This is a genomic window from Timaviella obliquedivisa GSE-PSE-MK23-08B (assembly GCA_019358855.1).
Classification (GTDB): Bacteria; Cyanobacteriota; Cyanobacteriia; order Elainellales; family Elainellaceae; genus Timaviella; species Timaviella obliquedivisa.
On the sequence record JAHHII010000001.1, the window covers coordinates 660,883 to 677,353 of the forward strand.

Annotated in this window: 11 protein-coding genes and 2 tRNA genes; 7 read left to right on the top strand and 6 right to left on the bottom strand. The window is 49.3% G+C overall.

The genetic code is table 11. The features are described from left to right. Window positions 1–37 precede the first annotated feature (37 nt). The 3 genes from KME11_03360 (at window position 38) to KME11_03370 (ending at window position 2,246) form a co-directional block, all read left to right on the top strand. Window positions 38–109: transfer RNA gene (locus tag KME11_03360), tRNA-Lys, on the top strand. Window positions 110–213: 104 nt separating this feature from the next. Then, entirely contained in the window at window positions 214–1,668 is a 1,455-nt protein-coding gene (locus KME11_03365; GenBank protein ID MBW4514246.1) for a glutamate--tRNA ligase, read from the top strand. Between the two features lie 134 nt (window positions 1,669–1,802). Then, window positions 1,803–2,246 carry a hypothetical protein gene (locus KME11_03370; GenBank protein ID MBW4514247.1) on the top strand — a complete coding sequence of 148 codons (444 nt, stop codon included), beginning with the start codon at window positions 1,803–1,805 and terminating at the stop codon, window positions 2,244–2,246. A 16-nt stretch (window positions 2,247–2,262) separates the two neighbouring features. Here the strand turns inward: KME11_03370 and KME11_03375 are convergent, their stop codons facing one another. Further along, entirely contained in the window at window positions 2,263–2,631 is a 369-nt protein-coding gene (locus KME11_03375; GenBank protein ID MBW4514248.1) for a hypothetical protein, read from the bottom strand. Continuing rightward, window positions 2,628–3,695 carry a ParM/StbA family protein gene (locus KME11_03380; protein MBW4514249.1) on the bottom strand — a complete coding sequence of 356 codons (1,068 nt, stop codon included), beginning with the start codon at window positions 3,693–3,695 and terminating at the stop codon, window positions 2,628–2,630. The genes KME11_03375 and KME11_03380 overlap by 4 nt, the downstream gene beginning before the upstream one ends. A gap of 517 nt (window positions 3,696–4,212) precedes the next feature. On the opposite strand from KME11_03380, the gene ftsH2 reads away from it, so the two are divergent. Further along, window positions 4,213–6,105, top strand: a complete 1,893-nt coding sequence (gene ftsH2, locus KME11_03385; GenBank protein ID MBW4514250.1) for an ATP-dependent zinc metalloprotease FtsH2 — start codon at window positions 4,213–4,215, stop codon at window positions 6,103–6,105. A gap of 174 nt (window positions 6,106–6,279) precedes the next feature. On the opposite strand, the gene KME11_03390 is transcribed toward ftsH2, so the two are convergent. Beyond that, complete coding sequence (locus KME11_03390; protein MBW4514251.1) at window positions 6,280–6,747, bottom strand: GNAT family N-acetyltransferase; 468 nt, start codon at window positions 6,745–6,747, stop codon at window positions 6,280–6,282. Between the two features lie 291 nt (window positions 6,748–7,038). Here KME11_03390 and KME11_03395 point away from each other — a divergent pair, with 291 nt between their 5' ends. Beyond that, entirely contained in the window at window positions 7,039–9,321 is a 2,283-nt protein-coding gene (locus KME11_03395; protein ID MBW4514252.1) for a DUF4347 domain-containing protein, read from the top strand. Window positions 9,322–9,332: 11 nt separating this feature from the next. Here KME11_03395 and KME11_03400 read toward each other — a convergent pair whose 3' ends face one another. Continuing rightward, window positions 9,333–10,802, bottom strand: coding sequence for an aminotransferase class I/II-fold pyridoxal phosphate-dependent enzyme (locus KME11_03400; GenBank protein ID MBW4514253.1), 1,470 nt, complete (start codon window positions 10,800–10,802; stop codon window positions 9,333–9,335). 172 nt (window positions 10,803–10,974) lie between these two features. On the opposite strand from KME11_03400, the gene KME11_03405 reads away from it, so the two are divergent. Both KME11_03405 and KME11_03410 read left to right on the top strand, forming a co-directional pair. Next, window positions 10,975–14,586 carry a HEAT repeat domain-containing protein gene (locus KME11_03405; protein MBW4514254.1) on the top strand — a complete coding sequence of 1,204 codons (3,612 nt, stop codon included), beginning with the start codon at window positions 10,975–10,977 and terminating at the stop codon, window positions 14,584–14,586. 124 nt (window positions 14,587–14,710) lie between these two features. Continuing rightward, a tRNA-Asp gene (locus KME11_03410) sits at window positions 14,711–14,784 on the top strand. A gap of 166 nt (window positions 14,785–14,950) precedes the next feature. Here the strand turns inward: KME11_03410 and psbC are convergent. After that, window positions 14,951–16,336: a photosystem II reaction center protein CP43 gene (gene psbC, locus KME11_03415; protein ID MBW4514255.1), complete on the bottom strand. Its 1,386-nt coding sequence runs from the start codon at window positions 16,334–16,336 to the stop codon at window positions 14,951–14,953. After that, window positions 16,320–16,471: photosystem II D2 protein (photosystem q(a) protein) (locus tag KME11_03420; protein MBW4514256.1), on the bottom strand; the 152-nt coding region annotated here is incomplete at its 5' end. The genes psbC and KME11_03420, both read right to left, overlap by 17 nt.

Consider the following 16,471-nt stretch of genomic DNA (forward strand, 5'->3'; position numbering starts at 1 on the left):
ACTTAGTAGACGGCGTGCGAAATGCATCCCAACTTAGGGGTCACTAACTCAATGGTAGAGTACTCGGCTTTTAACCGATTTGTTCCGGGTTCGAGCCCCGGGTGACCCATTTTTTCTAGATAGATCTTTTAGATCCGCTTCACTATTGCAATAACTGCGTTGAGCGTCTCCATCACCCGTTAGAATTTTAAGGGCGAAAAAATAGGGGAAGCTATGGCTGTTGGGGAAAATTCTGTTCGGGTTCGTATTGCACCCAGTCCAACCGGGAAACTTCATATTGGCACTGCCCGGACTGCCGTTTTTAATTGGTTGGTTGCTCGTCATCATGGCGGCACTTTCGTTTTACGCATTGAAGATACTGACGTAGAGCGATCGCGCCCCGAATATACCGAGAACATTCGTGAAGGCTTAACCTGGCTGGGGCTAACCTGGGATGAAGGACCCTTCTTCCAAACCGAGCGCCTGGAGCTTTACCAAAAATCCATCCAAACCCTTTTAGATAATGGCTCAGCCTATTTCTGCTTCTGCACCGAAGCCGAGCTAGAAGCTCTGCGAACCGCCCAAGAAGCCAACGGACAAGCGCCCCGCTACGACAATCGCCACCGTCACCTCACGCCTGAGCAGCAGCAAGCCTTTGTTGCTGAAGGACGGCTCCCTGTGATCCGCTTTAAGATTGACGACGATCGCCAGATTACTTGGAAAGATCAAGTGCGCGACGAAGTCACCTGGACGGGTACTGACTTAGGGGGCGACATGGTGATTGCCCGCCGTGCGCCCTTCGGCGAAATTGGTCAACCCCTCTATAACTTTGTCGTTGTTGTAGATGACGTGGACATGAAAATCACCCACATTATTCGGGGTGAAGATCATGTTGCCAATACTGCTAAGCAGATTTTGCTGTACGAAGCGCTGGGCGCGTCAGTCCCTTTGTTTGCCCATACTCCCCTGATCCTCAGTCCCACAGGGAAGAAACTCTCTAAGCGGGATGGAGTCACCTCCATTGAAGACTTCCGCAAAATGGGCTATCTACCGGATGCTATGGTCAACTACATGACTTTACTGGGTTGGTCGCCCCCTGATGCCCAGGAGCGTTTCACTTTAACGGAGGCGGCTGAACAATTTGGCTTTGAGCGAGTCAACAAAGCCGGGGCAAAGTTTGACTGGGACAAGCTGAACTGGCTCAACAGTCAATATATTCACGACATGGCGATCGATCGCCTCACAGATTTGCTCATTCCCCTTTGGCAGGAAGCAGGCTATGAGTTTGACCCACTCGATCGCTCCTGGCTCGAACAACTCACCGCTTTAATTGCCCCTAGCCTCGTCCGCCTAAATGATGCCGTTGATATGAGCCGCTATTTATTTGTGCCAACGATAAAATATTCCGAGGAAGCGATCGCCCAGATCAAACAAGAAGGCGTTGCTACCGTACTGCAAGCGTTGATCAATATCCTAGATACTGATTCACCCTTGGTTGAGACAGGAGCTCAAGAGTTAATTCAGCAAGTCGTGAAAGCTGCGGGGGTCAAGAAGGGCGTTGTGATGCGATCGCTCCGGGCTGCTCTCACCTGTGACATGCACGGGCCCGATCTGATTCAATCCTGGCTGCTCCTCCATCAGCACAAGCTTGATCTCTCTCGGTTACAACGAGCCCAAGCCCAAGCATGAGGAACTAAACTCTTATTCAGGTCGTCTCCAAAGCTCTAACCGCTCTCATCCGAATATTCATCAAGCTCATGCAAACTTGGCTATCTTCAGGTACGAGAATTCTCCCAGCATTCATGACTTTAATAGTTGCTGGAATTGGTCTAAGTCTTCTGGCACCCACTCAGACCCAAGCTCAAACTCGGGTTAACACTATCTTTGAAAATATTACTCTTAGCCCTGGCTTTTCCCCTGATCCTTCAACAGTTCGAGGCATTAGTGGAGGCGATTTGAGCGCCAGCGATGTGGCAACCCGTGCCGAAACTGCTACTGGAGCTTGTACTGGCTTTGTTGATGAGCAGCCTGATCACACTATCGTTCTATCGGGCGTGTTCAACTTCCTTAATCTTCAGGTTGAAAGCCCAGAAGACACAACGCTCATTGTGCGAGGGCCCGGTGGTACTTGGTGCAACGATGATTACATCGGAAAAAATCCTGGTATTGCAGGACAATGGCTATCAGGAACTTATCAAATTTGGGTAGGGTCTTATCGACAGAGCGAGTACAGCCCTTATGTAATTCGGATGACTACGAAAAAATAACGCCTTCAAGCAGATGCTAAAAGTCTTCTAGCAGCAGAGCCAAGCGGCTTAACAAGGGGTCAACTTCAGGGGGCGGCTCAGCTTCGGTAGACGATGGGAGGGAAAGCGGCTCCGCTGAAGTAAGGCGATCGCTGATTGACTCTAGCTTTGCTACACGTTCTTGTAACTCCACAATTTGTGCCTGCATGACTGTTGGCGAAATTACCTGAGCATCTTGATCAGGAAGCAAAAAATGCCAAAGCGCCTGCTTACACAAAGCACTAAAGTTACCGTGGAACTGGTTCTCTAATGCCTTTTCGACCGCTTGCAGCAAAGTTTGGTCTGTCTCGGTAGGGACAAACCGCACGACTCGCCTAATCGATCGCATGTGGGGACTAGAAGTCATTGTGCCGTAGCGGACAGCTTGCTCTTGAGAGCTACAATCTGTGCTTCACCATAAATGTATTGCCCTAAAGCATTAGCTTGACGAGAAGGTTTCGCTAAATGTCCTTTGAGCCGCGCATCTTTTAATAAAGGGCGAAAATCGTTCCAAAAGAACTCGCCGCCACCGCCGCTAACGACAACATCTGTCACTCGTTCTGGCAACCATGCCACCAGTAGATCGGACAACTCACGGGCAAAGTTTTTGCGGAGGCTGGGCAAAAAATCATCTAAGTTGGTGGGCTTTGTGGTGCCTCTGGGTCTAAAAAAGCGCTCTCCATCAGGACGATGCACGGCTTCGATCAGCGATAGCGACTGACTGTCTGCTCCCTGAATCTGTGCGGCAACCTGTTCATAAAATTGGCTCATGGCAAAAGGTTCGCTCTTAGACGCACCCCGGGAAAACCGGAAGCGATCGACCATTAAGAAATCTGTCGTTTGATGCCCAATATCGACCACGGCGATCGACAGATTAGGGAAATCAGGGCTAGAGGCTTTTTTGTCCTGCGCTTCCGACCAGATCAGGCTGCCAAAACCTTCTGGCATCACCCAAACCCGCTCGATCTCCACTGCTACAAATTCGCCTCGATAGCTCATCACGTGGGGCGATCGCAATAAGCTCGTAATCTGTTCCTTCTCCCGGTCAAACTGCTCCTGGGATAGATATGGCAGCCCCAACACGACAGAAACTTTCCCACTTAAATTGAAATAGCCCACACAGGCAAGCACTTTAACCAAGGCATCCTCAACTTTAGATTGACCCACGCCCAGGTTGGCTCCAAAGTCTGCTGCCAGTTGACCGATCGCGTAACCATTGCCTTGAAACTCTAACCAAATATCCACGAGTGGGTCGGTCGCTAGCGACTCAAACCCCCCTCTTCGAACTTGTTCAACCGTTAGATGAGCCACATTTGCTGGAATGAGAACAACCTGATCAGGATGACGACTCACACAAGTTTTGGTGGAGGTGCGCCCCAAATCGACACTCAAAACAGTCTGTGATGCAGCGGAAGAATGACTGACTGCCATGGACTCCATAACCTCTCTAATAGCTAATAGCGATGTGAATGACTGTGCGCCGTTAATTTCTCCCGCAACGCGGGGCTTTGCTCAGTACATGAGTTCTACCACAATACGCTTAAATAGTACATGGGAACTAAAAACATCTTTATGTTCTCAGGATTTAGATCTTTCGTGAGTTGAAGGTGTGACGCGTAGACGGCAGATTAGAGGAAGGAGCGATCGCCACAAATCCTACTCCTATTCAGCTTTTACATTCTGATAAATTAATAGTCGGTTGTTCAAGTTCCCCAATTTAAGTTAAATTTAATTAAGATTCGTTCTCAGATAATGAAAGTATCCGCTTCACCGTCTGAATCAACGTGGGTAGCAGATTAGAGTCAACAAACTTTTCAGCAGAGTGCCACGCACCCATCCGTAAAGTCTAGTTAACAACAGCAAATTTGTTTGTATCGGAGAACGCAAGGGTTTATATTTTTGCCCGTAAACTTCGGTCGCATCAATCTTTTAGAGGCAACTTAAGACTATGAAACTTTCCTGGAGAGTTGTCCTACTGTGGACGTTACCCGTTTTGGTTATTGGCTTCTTTGTTTGGCAAGGAGCTTTTCCAACCGCCAGCCTTAACATGGGCGGCGCAAGTAACACAGCCAGCACCCGCATGACCTATGGTCGCTTCCTCGACTATTTGAACCAAGGTCGAGTGACCAGCGTTGACCTGTTTGAGGGTGGACGAACCGCGATCGTGGAAGCCACTGACCCTGAACTCGACAACCGCGTTCAACGCCTCCGGGTTGACCTGCCCGGTAATGCGCCTGAGCTAGTCTCCAGGCTGAGAAAAGACAACATTAACTTTGATGTTCACCCACCCCGAGGTGACGGTGCCATCTGGGGATTAATTGGCAACCTCATTTTTCCGGTCTTGTTAATTGGGGGGCTATTCTTCTTGTTCCGTCGCTCTAGTAACGTTCCGGGCGGCCCAGGACAAGCTATGAACTTTGGTAAATCCAAAGCTCGCTTCATGATGGAAGCTAAAACAGGGGTGATGTTTGATGATGTGGCTGGCATTGAAGAAGCTAAGGAAGAGCTTCAAGAGGTCGTCACCTTCCTTAAAAAGCCCGAGCGCTTTACCGCAGTCGGAGCAAAGATTCCTAAGGGCGTATTGCTGATTGGGCCTCCGGGAACGGGTAAAACCTTGCTAGCAAAAGCGATCGCGGGTGAGGCAGGTGTGCCCTTCTTCAGCATCTCTGGTTCAGAATTTGTCGAAATGTTTGTCGGCGTAGGGGCTTCTCGAGTCCGAGATTTATTCAAGAAAGCTAAAGAAAATGCGCCTTGCATCATCTTTATTGATGAAATTGACGCAGTCGGTCGGCAGCGGGGCGCAGGCATTGGTGGCGGCAACGATGAGCGGGAACAAACCCTCAACCAATTGTTGACCGAAATGGATGGGTTTGAAGGCAATAATGGCATCATCATTATTGCAGCAACAAACCGGGCCGACGTATTGGATTCAGCCCTGCTCCGTCCCGGTCGCTTTGACCGTCAGGTCATGGTCGATCCGCCCGATATTAAAGGTCGGTTAGAGGTGCTACAAGTACACGCTCGCAACAAGAAGCTGTCGGAAGAAGTTTCTTTAGAAGCGATCGCTCGACGCACCCCCGGTTTCACGGGCGCAGACTTGGCGAATTTACTCAACGAAGCCGCCATTCTTACTGCTCGTCGTCGCAAAGAAGCCATCACCATGCTAGAGGTTGATGATTCTGTCGATCGCGTTGTTGCAGGAATGGAAGGCACGCCCTTGGTAGACAGCAAGACTAAGCGCCTGATTGCGTACCACGAAATTGGACATGCGATCGTTGGCAGCTTGATTAAAGACCATGACCCTGTACAAAAGGTGACGCTCATTCCTAGAGGGCAAGCCCAAGGCTTAACTTGGTTTACCCCAACCGAAGATCAAGGTCTGATCTCTCGTGCCCAAATCATGGCGCGAATCTCTGGCGCATTAGGCGGTCGGGCAGCCGAGCAAGAAGTCTTCGGCGATGCTGAAGTGACGACGGGCGCAAGCGGCGACCTGCAAATGGTCAGTGGTATGGCACGTCAAATGGTGACCCGGTTTGGGATGTCTGACTTAGGGCCTCTGTCGCTAGAGAGCCAGCAAGGCGAGGTGTTCCTAGGGCGCGACTGGATGAATCGCTCTGACTTCTCTGAGGAAATTGCCACTCGGGTTGATGCCCAAGTCCGCTCTATTGCTGAGCATTGCTATGAAATTGCCTGCAAGCTAGTTCGAGACAATCGAACAGCGATCGATCGCCTGGTTGACCTGCTCATTGAGAAGGAAACGATCGATGGTGAAGAGTTCCGGCAGATTTTAGCAGAGTACACCGTGGTTCCAGAAAAAGACCTGTATGTGCCTCAGCTATAAGTCTTGAGTTTCCTTAAGTTTCTAACTGAGTTAGTTAGTCTCAATGGCTCCAAACAAAGCCTCTTGAGTTCCGGAGAATTCAGGGGGCTTTGTTTTTTAGTCTTAAAAGAGAGTTATAGAAGCGATCGAACTGAAGAGGCGATCGCATTGAGATGACCCTAAGGAGTCAATTTTCTACTTACAAAGGTACTTTTCCATTGAAAAATTGGTCAACACTACATTATTTCTGGTGATCTGATTTTCATGTAAAGTTTGAAACCCCAGTTGTTCAAAAAATGGCTGAGCAGTGATGCTGACTTCTACAAAGAATCGCGCTAGCTCAAGGGAATTAGCTTCTTGCTCAAGACGTTGATAAAGCTGTCGTCCTACGCCCCGGCGTTGATAGAGGTGGTGGCAGTAGAAGCAATCCATATGTCCATTCGGTTCTAATTCCGCGAAACCTGCAATTGCCTCGCTATCGTCGGCAACAAAAACAACCCGATTCGCGTAACGCGATAACCAGGTCACTTCATTTGGAATAACGGGTGCCCATGCAGTGACTTGCTCTAGCGTGAAGTCAGCACAATTGACAGTGTGGATAGTCGTGTAAAACAACCTTACTATTTGTCCAATGTCAGCAGAAGAAAAGCAACGAATTAGCATTGCCTGATTTCTTTTTATACTTATCCCACTGCAAAAATTAGTTGAAGTTTTGTATAAAGCTTTAAAAAGGCATTCAAAGCGTACGTATTTACACTGAATAAAGATGTTTCTCAAATCACTTCATGTAAAGCTTTGCCTAAGATTAATAGTTTTCTGTAAGAAGATCTACTGAACTCAGTGTTTAATATCTGAAGGAATCAATGCTTAATACCTAAGTCATTGTCTTAAAATATTCAACTCTTTGTCTAAAGTCCCTTGCAAAACCTTCCTATTCGAGTAGGCATATCAGTCATGAATTTTCACTTAGCTACCAAAGTTCTGGTTGTTGATTCGGCAGTAACCGACTATCAAAGCTTGATTGAAAGCGTCGGTACAGATACCGAAGTGATTGTGCTTGAAGCCGAGCAGGATGGCGTAGCGCAAATAACTCAGATTTTGGACGATCGCCAAAATATTCAAACTCTGCACATTCTCTCGCACGGGGAATCTGGGTCACTGAAGTTAGGTAATGTCAGCCTCAATTTGCAGTCTCTCAAACGCTATGCTTCAGCCATTCGCAGTTGGGCAACCGCTTTGGCAGAAAACGCCGATATCTTGCTGTATGGCTGTAAAGTTGCTGCCGGTGCCTGGGGACAACACTTTGTTGAGCAGCTTAGCACCCTCACTGGGGCTAACATTGCCGCTTCTACTAACCTGACAGGCAGTGCAGCCCTGGGTGGCGACTGGCATTTAGAATTTACGACGGGAAAATTGCGATCGCCTCTAGCATTCCAGCCCGAGGCTATGAATGCCTACGAAGCAGTTTTAGTCACGTTTCTCAACGAAACTTTTACAGGCAGTGATGTTACCGATCGCAATTGGTTGTTTGGGGTTGATCAACCTGGTAACCAATCTCGCGCTAACCCTTTTCTAACAGCAAGCCCAACCGTTACTGCACCTGCTGGAGGGCTAGCAGGCAACCCAGGCACGCTTGATCCAGTAGGGCAAGGTGTGCTACGGCTCACCAATGTCAGTAATGATCAAGCTGCCTTTGTGCTTTACAATCGCGCTTTACCAGCTAACGCTGGACTCAGCATTACCTTTGACCTGTTTGCCTATGGGGGCACAGGAGCAGACGGACTCAGCTTTTTCTTAATTGATGGAGCAGCATCTCCTACAACCGCCGGAGCATTTGGTGGCTCTTTGGGCTATGCCAACCGAACCGATGCCACAGCTTCTCCAGGGGTACAGGGCGGCTTTATTGGCATTGGCTTTGATGAATTTGGCAACTTCTCAAATCCGAATGAGGGGCGCATAGGAACAGCACCTGGCAGCGGTTTCGTCAGCGATGCCATAGCCATTCGCGGAAGTGAAGCATCAGGTTATACCTTTCTCACGAACAACCAACTTGCTTTTGGTATTGATACTCCTGGGGCTGGAGTAACCCGAGAGCAAGCTCGCCGAAGGGTACGGATTGACATTACGCAGGCAGGTTTACTGTCCGTTCAAATTGACAGCAATCAAGACAATGACTTTAATGATCCGGGTGAGCGTCCCATTACTAACTTTAATGTTTCTAACATCAATGGTCTAACGCCTGCAACTCTCAAATTCGGCTTCGCTGCTAGCACGGGTAGCCTTACTAACTTCCATGAGGTCCGGAACTTATCAATTACTGACGACACCACCGATCCTCTTGTGCCACCGATTGTGCCACCGCCAGTCGTGCCACCGCCAGTCGTGCCACCGCCAATTATCAGCCCGCCGCCAAATCCAGGTGAGCGCGACCAAGGCTGTTTGCCAGGAGAAAAAATTGTCGGGAACAATCGAAACAACCGGCTCAGGGGCGTAGCGTTTCGGGAAGATCCGATCTTTGGACGACGCGGTAACGACAATATCAAGGGTTTGAGCTGTTCAGATAATTTGAATGGTGGCTTGGGGGATGATAGGGTTTTCGGCGGTTCTGGCAATGACTTAATTAGAGGGCGACGTGGGCGCGATCGCCTGGTCGGTAATGATGGCAGAGACAGGATTTTGGGTCAGCAGTCTGATGATGTTATCCGAGGAGGAAAGGGCAATGATGTCATCGACGCTGGGCTAGGCAACGATCGCGTCAACGGCGGACAAGGCAACGACATTATCCGGGGTCGCCGAGGTCGAGACATTATTAGAGGTGGCAACGGCAATGATATTATTCGGGGTCAAAAGAGTGCCGATAAGCTCTTAGGCGGTAATGGCGATGACATAATCACTGGCGGTCAGGGCGATGATTTGATTACGGGTGGACGTGGAAAAGACCTGTTGAACGGCAGAGGTGGAGCCGATCAATTTATCTATCGCAACTTCAACGAACGGAACGATCGGATCCGGGGGTTCGAGGTCCGTCGCGATTTAATTGTCATCGGTCAAATTTTCTCTGGAGATAACTACCCCAGTTCTCAACCCTTTGCTGACTATGTCCGACTCTCTCGATTAGGTTCTAACACCATTGTGCGAGTGGATACCAACGGCAGTGCTGCAGGTGGCTTTCAGGCGTTGACGAGGCTAGAGAACATTGATCCCTCCAGCCTCAGTGAATCTAACTTTGTGTTTTAAGCCGCTACATTTTAAGCCGCTACAACGTTGAGGGTGTGCAGATGGCGATCGGCGCACCCTGTGACAGTGCCCCCTGCTGCCATCACTTGCTGTAAATAAGCGATCGCCCCTTCTGTCACCACTTCTCCCGGAAACAGAACAGGAATTCCGGGTGGATAGGGACACACGAGTTCGGCGCTAATGCGGTTAGGCGTTTGCTCAATCAGCAAAGTTTCAGCTTTTGCAAAAAAGGCAGAGCGGGGCGTTAAAGGAGACTTTGTTGAAGCGATCGGAGGGAAGGGTCTAATCTCTATCCGACCGATCGCTCCCTCTGTTGAAGCCCGGTCTGCTAATTTTTTGAATCCGTTGATCAAGCGATCGATATCCTGTTCAGTATTTCCCAAAGTCACAATGAACATAAGGTGCTGAAGCCCTGGTAGCTCTGCTGTCACACCCAAAGCTTGATGCAAAATTTCATCTGCTTCAAATCCTGTTAGTCCCATCTGAGTGACATCAACCGTCAATCGCGTTGGGTCAAATGCACCGCATCCTGCAGTTGAACCGGCAGGTTGTAACACTGAAAGTCTAGGAATTTGGCTAATCTGAGTTCTCGCCCTATCAGCCAGTTCCAGAGTTCGGCTCATCAAGGCTTGTCCCTGGGTTGCCATCTGCTGTCGAGCTGCATCTAAAGATGCCAATAATAAATAGCTGGGGCTAGTAGACTGAACTAGCTGTAACGCTCTGCTGAGGCGCTGCCGATCGATGCGGCAGCCTTGAACATGCAGCATAGAAGCTTGGGTAAGCGCTGCCAAAACTTTGTGCGTCGATTGCACAGCAATATCGGCTCCCGCAGCCAGGGCAGAAATTGGGAAGTGGGTATGAAAGACAAAATGAGCGCCGTGAGCTTCATCGACCAGCAGAGGAATGTGGTAATGGTGGGTAATTTGAGCGATCGCCTCAATTTCTCCACAAGCACCATAGTAAGTTGGGTAAACTATCATCACGGCTTTGGCATCGGGGTGCTGCTCTAGGGTAGTCGCCACTGCCGCCGCCGTTAGGCTATGGGCGATCCCCCAGTTTGAATCATAGGCAGGCTCAACAAAAATCGGCACCGCGCCCGACAGGATTAGCGCGGCGATCACGGCTTGATGAGCATTTCGAGGCAATATTAGCTTTTCGCCCGGGTTGCAGGTTGCTAACACCGCTGCCTCAATGCCACAGGTTGTTCCATTTGCCAAGAACCAAGTTTGTTCAGCCCCAAAGGCTGCCGCAGCCAATACTTGTGCCTGAAGAATTGCCCCCTCTGGCGCAAATAAATTATCAAGCTCTGGTAATTCGGGCAAGTCTGCCTTAAAGACCGCTGCCCCCAGCAGCACTTTTAATTTTTCTGGCGCACCTTTCCCATGCTTATGCCCCGGCGTATGAAAGGCAGCATGAGGGTGGTCTACTGCTACCTGAAGGGCTTCTAACAATGGTGCAGTCGTCTGTGAGATTAGAGTCATCATTCATGCTTTTTACAGAAATTATCCATCCTTCTATAAAGTTCTTCTATAAATTTTTCTCTATGCTTAAGACTTTATGTGTCAGAACAATCATTTCGTAGACCCATAAGGTTAGGTGTAAAGTAGTAGCTTGGCAAAAATGGAGATAAATTCCGGAAGTAACCATTCCAGCATGACTCTTGCCCCAGACTTTAAAGATTACCTGCGATCGCTCTCTAGCACCTACGAAGATTGGTGGAACCTGTACACGCTTTTCGACTTCGGATTAACAGTACAAACGATACAGCCGAAGCAAGCCGATGGAGTTCCTTCCCAAGAAAAAAACGAACGGCTGCCTGTGCTGGAAGGGATTCGCAAGTACGCGGCAAACCATGTTCTACTTATTGGACGACCCGGCTCAGGAAAGTCTACTGCCTTAGTAAGGCTTTTACTAGAGGAAGTTAAGCAGACTAGTGTTTCTAGGGAGTCTAATCTTAGCGCTTCTAAGAAAGCAAAGCTGACCGAATCTAGAATTCCAGTCTTGGTAGAGTTGAAATATTACCAGACATCAATCTTAGACCTAATTCAGGAAGTTTTTAAGCGGCACGACCTGCTGCTAAGTATTGAGCAAATTGCAGAATTGTTGCGCGATCGCCAGCTTCTTCTCATGCTTGATGCTCTCAACGAGTTGCCTTCAGAATCTTCCAACAGCGACCTTGCCGCGTTTCGCAAAGTCTATGCGGACACGCCAATGATCTTCACAACCCGCGATTCGGGCTTGGGTACTCATCTAGGCATCGAAAAACGCCTTGAAATGCAGCCCCTTACGGAAGCTCAAATGCGCGACTTCGTGCAGGCATACTTGCCTAACTGTAGTGAACAGCTTTTGCAACGTCTCAAAAATCGCCTCCGAGAATTTGCTCAAACACCCCTTCTTCTCTGGATACTCTGCTCCCTCTTCCAACAAGCTGGCGATGTTCCCCCAAACTTAGGCTTAGTCTTGCGCCAGTTCGCTCAGGGCTATGAGCGCAATTTAGCAGTTAGAAACTACGATCTAAGCGCACCTGAGGTTAGATCATGGTGGACACCTATGCTGCAACATCTAGCCTTTGCCATGATGCAAGGCTCACGAACCGAATTTCGAGCCGCCATTTCTCATCATGAGGGAGAAACTATCCTGACAGAATTTCTGCAAGGGCGGTGTCACTCGCCTCACGAAATTGCTCATCGCTGTCTTAAAGACCTGCTTGCTCATCACCTCATTCAGGCAGGACGAGGCAATCACATTGAGTTTCGCCACCAGCTACTTCAGGAGTATTATGCGGCAGAACTTCTTCTGGTTCAGTTGCCCAATCTTAGCCAACAGCAACTTCAAACCCAATATCTTAACTATCTTAAATGGACACAGACTGTGTCCCTCATGCTGTCATTAGTAGACAGAGACAGTATAGCCCTTGAGATTATCCAATCTGCCCTACAGGTCGATCTCAAGTTTGGTGCCAAGCTGGCAGGCGAGGTGCATCCGTCATTTCAACAGCAAGCTATTCAACAAATTGTACAACTGGATCTGCCTCAACTCCTCAAGACCGAGCTTTTGGGCAGCACCCGCTCAGAATATGTCATGCCAGAACTGCTTAAGGCATTAGAAACAACAGATGCTGTAGTCCGTAGACGCGCCGCTTCTGCCTTAGGGCAACTCAACAGCGAGGCAGCGATCCTAGGATTGCTAAAAGCCTTAAAGGATCGAGATGCAGGGGTTCGATGCCGCGCCGTGTACGCCTTGGGGCAAGTGGGCGGCGAAAGTGCAGTTCCAGGACTTCTAAGGGCACTCAAGGACTCGCAGTTGGAGGTGCGGCGGAACGCAGTCTATGCACTAGGAAAACTGGGGACTGAGGCGGCGATCGTCGGTTTACTCAAAGCGCTCAAAGATTGTGACTCTGAAGTTCGAGGCAACGCCGCCTCTGCGTTAGGAAGGCTAGGCAGCAAAGACTCCATCCCGCGTTTACTCAGAGCCTTAGAGCACGAGAACCCAAACGTGCGCCAGAGTGCTGCTGAAGTGTTGAAACAGCTAGGCAGCGAAGTTGCCATTCCTGGATTACTGAAAGCTTTAGCAGAACAAGAGCCTGCGGTACAAGGTCATTTTTCTCGGCATTTGAGCAGTGAAACCACCATTTCAGAGTTGTTGAAGGCGCTAGAGCACCAAAACTCAAATATTCGCTGGAAAGTTGCTGAGGTGCTGGGACAACTGGGCAGCGATACCGCAATTCCCGGCTTACTTAGAGCTCTTGAAGATCAAGATCCTTCGGTTCGAGAAAGTGCGGCTGAAGCTCTTAGCAAGTTGAGTAGTGAGACCGTTATTCCCGGACTCCTGAATGCTTTAAAGAGTGAATACTCTAATACTCGTCGAAGTGCTGCGGAAGCATTAGGCAGATCAGGCAGTCTGGCAGCCATTCCAGGCTTACTCAATGCTCTTGAAGATGCCAATCTGATTGTGCGCGGGCGATCGGCTTCGGCTCTTGGAAAATTGGGCTGCGAGGAGGCAATTCCTGGACTGTTAAAAATCCTTAAGCATCCTGACTCCAATATTCGCTGGACTGCGGCTTCAGCGCTCAGTAAAATTAGCAGCAAATCTGCTATCCCTGGCTTATTGAAAGCCCTGGAGCACTCAGACTGCAACATTCGCTGGACTGCGGCTTCAACGCTTGGCAAAATTAGCAGTAAATCTGCTATTCCTGGCTTACTCAAAGCCCTCACCGATCCCGATCTTTACGTCCGGATGGCAGCCGCCTCTGCACTTGGCAGACTCGATGATAAAGCTGCGGTTTCAGGTCTTCTACGTGCGCTCTCTGACCCCCACCTCGCCGTCCGCCGCAGCGCCGTAGAGGCCTTAGGGCAACTCAATCATGCGATCGCTATTCCAGCCCTACTCAAAGTTTTGGAAGAAGACCCACACTTAGCAGTCCGGCGCAGCGCAGCGACAGCCCTAGGCAAGCTAGGCAGTGAGGAGGCAATTCCTGGATTGCTGAAGGCGCTAAAAGACCAAAACCCCGATGTCCGCCGTAGTGCAACGACAGCCCTAGGCAAGTTAGGCAGCGAGGGGGCAATCCCAGCATTACTGAATGCCTTAGAGCATCAAGATTTTGTAGTTCGGCGCAGAGCCGCATCTGCTTTAGGGCAATTGGGCAGCGAGGCAGCAATTTTAGGCTTACTGAAAGCCCTGAAAGACCAAAATCCTGAGGTACGTCGGAGTGCAGTCTATGCTCTAGGCAGACTAGGTAGTGAAGCCGCGATTCCTGGTTTGCTAAGGGCGCTCCGAGAAAAAGAACCTGATGTACGGAAACGAGCAACGGTTGCTTTAGGTAGGCTAAATAGTGAAGCTGCAGTTCCAGGTCTGCTCAAAGCACTGCAAGATCCAGAACCCGATGTGCGGAGACAGGCAACCGTTGCCTTGGGTAGGCTGGCGAGTGATATTGGAACGCCTAGTCTGCTTAAAGCTTTGGAACATCCAAATATAGAGGTGCAACGGAGCGCAGCAGATGTGTTGGGGCACTTGGGTTGCAAGGCTGCTGTGCCAGGATTGCTGAAGCTACTAGAGAAAGCTAATACAGAGCTTTACCAGACTGCCGCTGAGGCGCTGGGCAAAATGGATTGTCCTGAGCTACTCTCTCACCTTTGGCAAATACAGTTGGAGAGAGAAGTGTATTTAATGTCAGCGATCGAGACAATTCAAGTCTGCTGTAAGTTTTACAACTACGAGCTAGCTCAAAACCCTTTGCTCGTAGATCAAAAGAGCCAATCAACTTAAAGGTAGCTTCTAGGAGAGGTCTGAAGAACGATATGAAAATAAAAGCTTTATACCTTAGATAAAATTCTCTGGATGTTTGACAAAAGTACCATTCATCAGCACAATAGAAGTTGCCTAGAAACATGGGACTGTAGTTCAATTGGTTAGAGCACCGCCCTGTCACGGCGGAAGTTGCGGGTTCGAATCCCGTCAGTCCCGTAAGATTTGTTAGAAATAATACACGCGTAGCTGGAGGAGTAGCCTCTTGGTTAATGCTTTTTTCAGGATTTTCAACCCTTTAAAGATAGATAAAGGCTCTTACATTGATGTAAGAGCCTTTATCTATGAGGTCTAAATTTAAGGATACCTAAGCTTAACGCTCGCTTTAATCAAGGTCAGGCATTGACAACACTGCCTCAGTCTCGCGATCGATTCCTTTCTCAAAACCAGCCGCCGCTGCCCGTGCACGACCTGCGTGCCAGAGGTGACCAATTAAGAAGAAGAAGCCCAGAACGAAGTGAGAAGTAGATAACCAAGAGCGAGGAGAGACAAAGTTCACCGAGTTAATTTCGGTTGCCACACCACCTACCGAGTTCAAAGAACCCAAAGGCGCGTGCGTCATGTACTCAGCTGCCCGACGAGCTTGCCAAGGCTGAATGTCATTCTTAATTTTGTCGAGATCCAAACCGTTGGGGCCGCGTAAAGGCTCTAACCAGGGGCCTTGGAAATCCCAAAAGCGCATGGTTTCACCACCAAAGATGATCTCACCAGAGGGCGATCGCATCAAATACTTACCCAAACCTGTAGGCCCTTGGGCAGAACCTACATTTGCACCCAAACGCTGGTCACGAATCAAGAAGGTCAAAGCTTGAGCCTGAGACGCTTCAGGACCAGTAGGTCCATAGAATTCGCTCGGGTAAGCCGTGTTGTTGAACCAAACAAAACAGGCTGCAATGAACGCCATCATCGACACAGCACCCAAACTGTAGGAGAGGTAAGCCTCACCTGACCAGATGAGGGCGCGACGTGCCCAAGCAAAAGGCTTGGTCAAAACGTGCCAGATGCCACCGCCAATGCAAATCAGTCCTAGCCAAATATGACCGCCAATAATGTCTTCCATGCTGTTGACGCTGCAAATCCAGCCTTCCCCACCAAAAGGAGCCTTGACCAAATAGCCAAAGATCACCAAAGGGTTCAGGGTTGGATTAGAGATGATGCGAACATCGCCGCCACCGGGTGCCCAGGTATCATAAACACCGCCAAAGAACATAGCTTTGAAGACAAGTAGAAAACAACCCACACCTAAGAGGATAAGGTGATACCCAATGATGTTAGTCATTTGGTTCTTGTCTTTCCAGTCGTAGCCAAAGAATGCCGAATATTCTTCTAGCACTTCAGGACCACGAATTGCGTGATAAATCCCGCCAAAACCCAGTACTGCCGACGAGATAAGGTGCAAAACACCAACCACGAAGAAGGGGAAAATATCGGTGACTTCACCGCCAGGACCTACGCCCCAACCTAAAGTTGCAACGTGAGGCAATAGAATCAAGCCCTGCTCATACATGGGCTTCTCAGGAACAAAGTGAGCGACCTCAAATAAGGTCATTGCACCTGCCCAAAACACAATAAGACCCGAGTGCGCAACGTGTGCACCCAGCAGCTTACCGGACAAATTAATCAGACGAGCGTTACCAGACCACCAGGCAAACCCGGAGGATTCTTGGTCACGACCGCCTGCCATAATGGAATTATTAGAGAGCGTTACCACGTGGCAGTACCTCTTCAGGGAAGATAAAGTTTTCGTGAATCTGGTCTTGAGGTGCCATCCAGGCCCGGATGCCCTCGTTTAACAAAATGTTCTTCGTGTAAAACGTCTCAAACTCCGGATCCTCGGCCGCCCGGA

Excerpts from the sequence above, each read along its gene's own strand:
- KME11_03365 (MBW4514246.1), top strand. The coding sequence starts at position 214 with ATGGCTGTTGGGGAAAATTCTGTTCGGGTTCGTATTGCACCCAGTCCA.
- KME11_03375 (MBW4514248.1), bottom strand. The coding sequence starts at position 2,631 with ATGACTTCTAGTCCCCACATGCGATCGATTAGGCGAGTCGTGCGGTTT.
- KME11_03380 (MBW4514249.1), bottom strand. The coding sequence starts at position 3,695 with ATGGCAGTCAGTCATTCTTCCGCTGCATCACAGACTGTTTTGAGTGTC.
- ftsH2 (MBW4514250.1), top strand. The coding sequence starts at position 4,213 with ATGAAACTTTCCTGGAGAGTTGTCCTACTGTGGACGTTACCCGTTTTG.
- KME11_03390 (MBW4514251.1), bottom strand. The coding sequence starts at position 6,747 with ATGCTAATTCGTTGCTTTTCTTCTGCTGACATTGGACAAATAGTAAGG.
- KME11_03395 (MBW4514252.1), top strand. The coding sequence starts at position 7,039 with ATGAATTTTCACTTAGCTACCAAAGTTCTGGTTGTTGATTCGGCAGTA.
- KME11_03400 (MBW4514253.1), bottom strand. The coding sequence starts at position 10,802 with ATGACTCTAATCTCACAGACGACTGCACCATTGTTAGAAGCCCTTCAG.
- KME11_03405 (MBW4514254.1), top strand. The coding sequence starts at position 10,975 with ATGACTCTTGCCCCAGACTTTAAAGATTACCTGCGATCGCTCTCTAGC.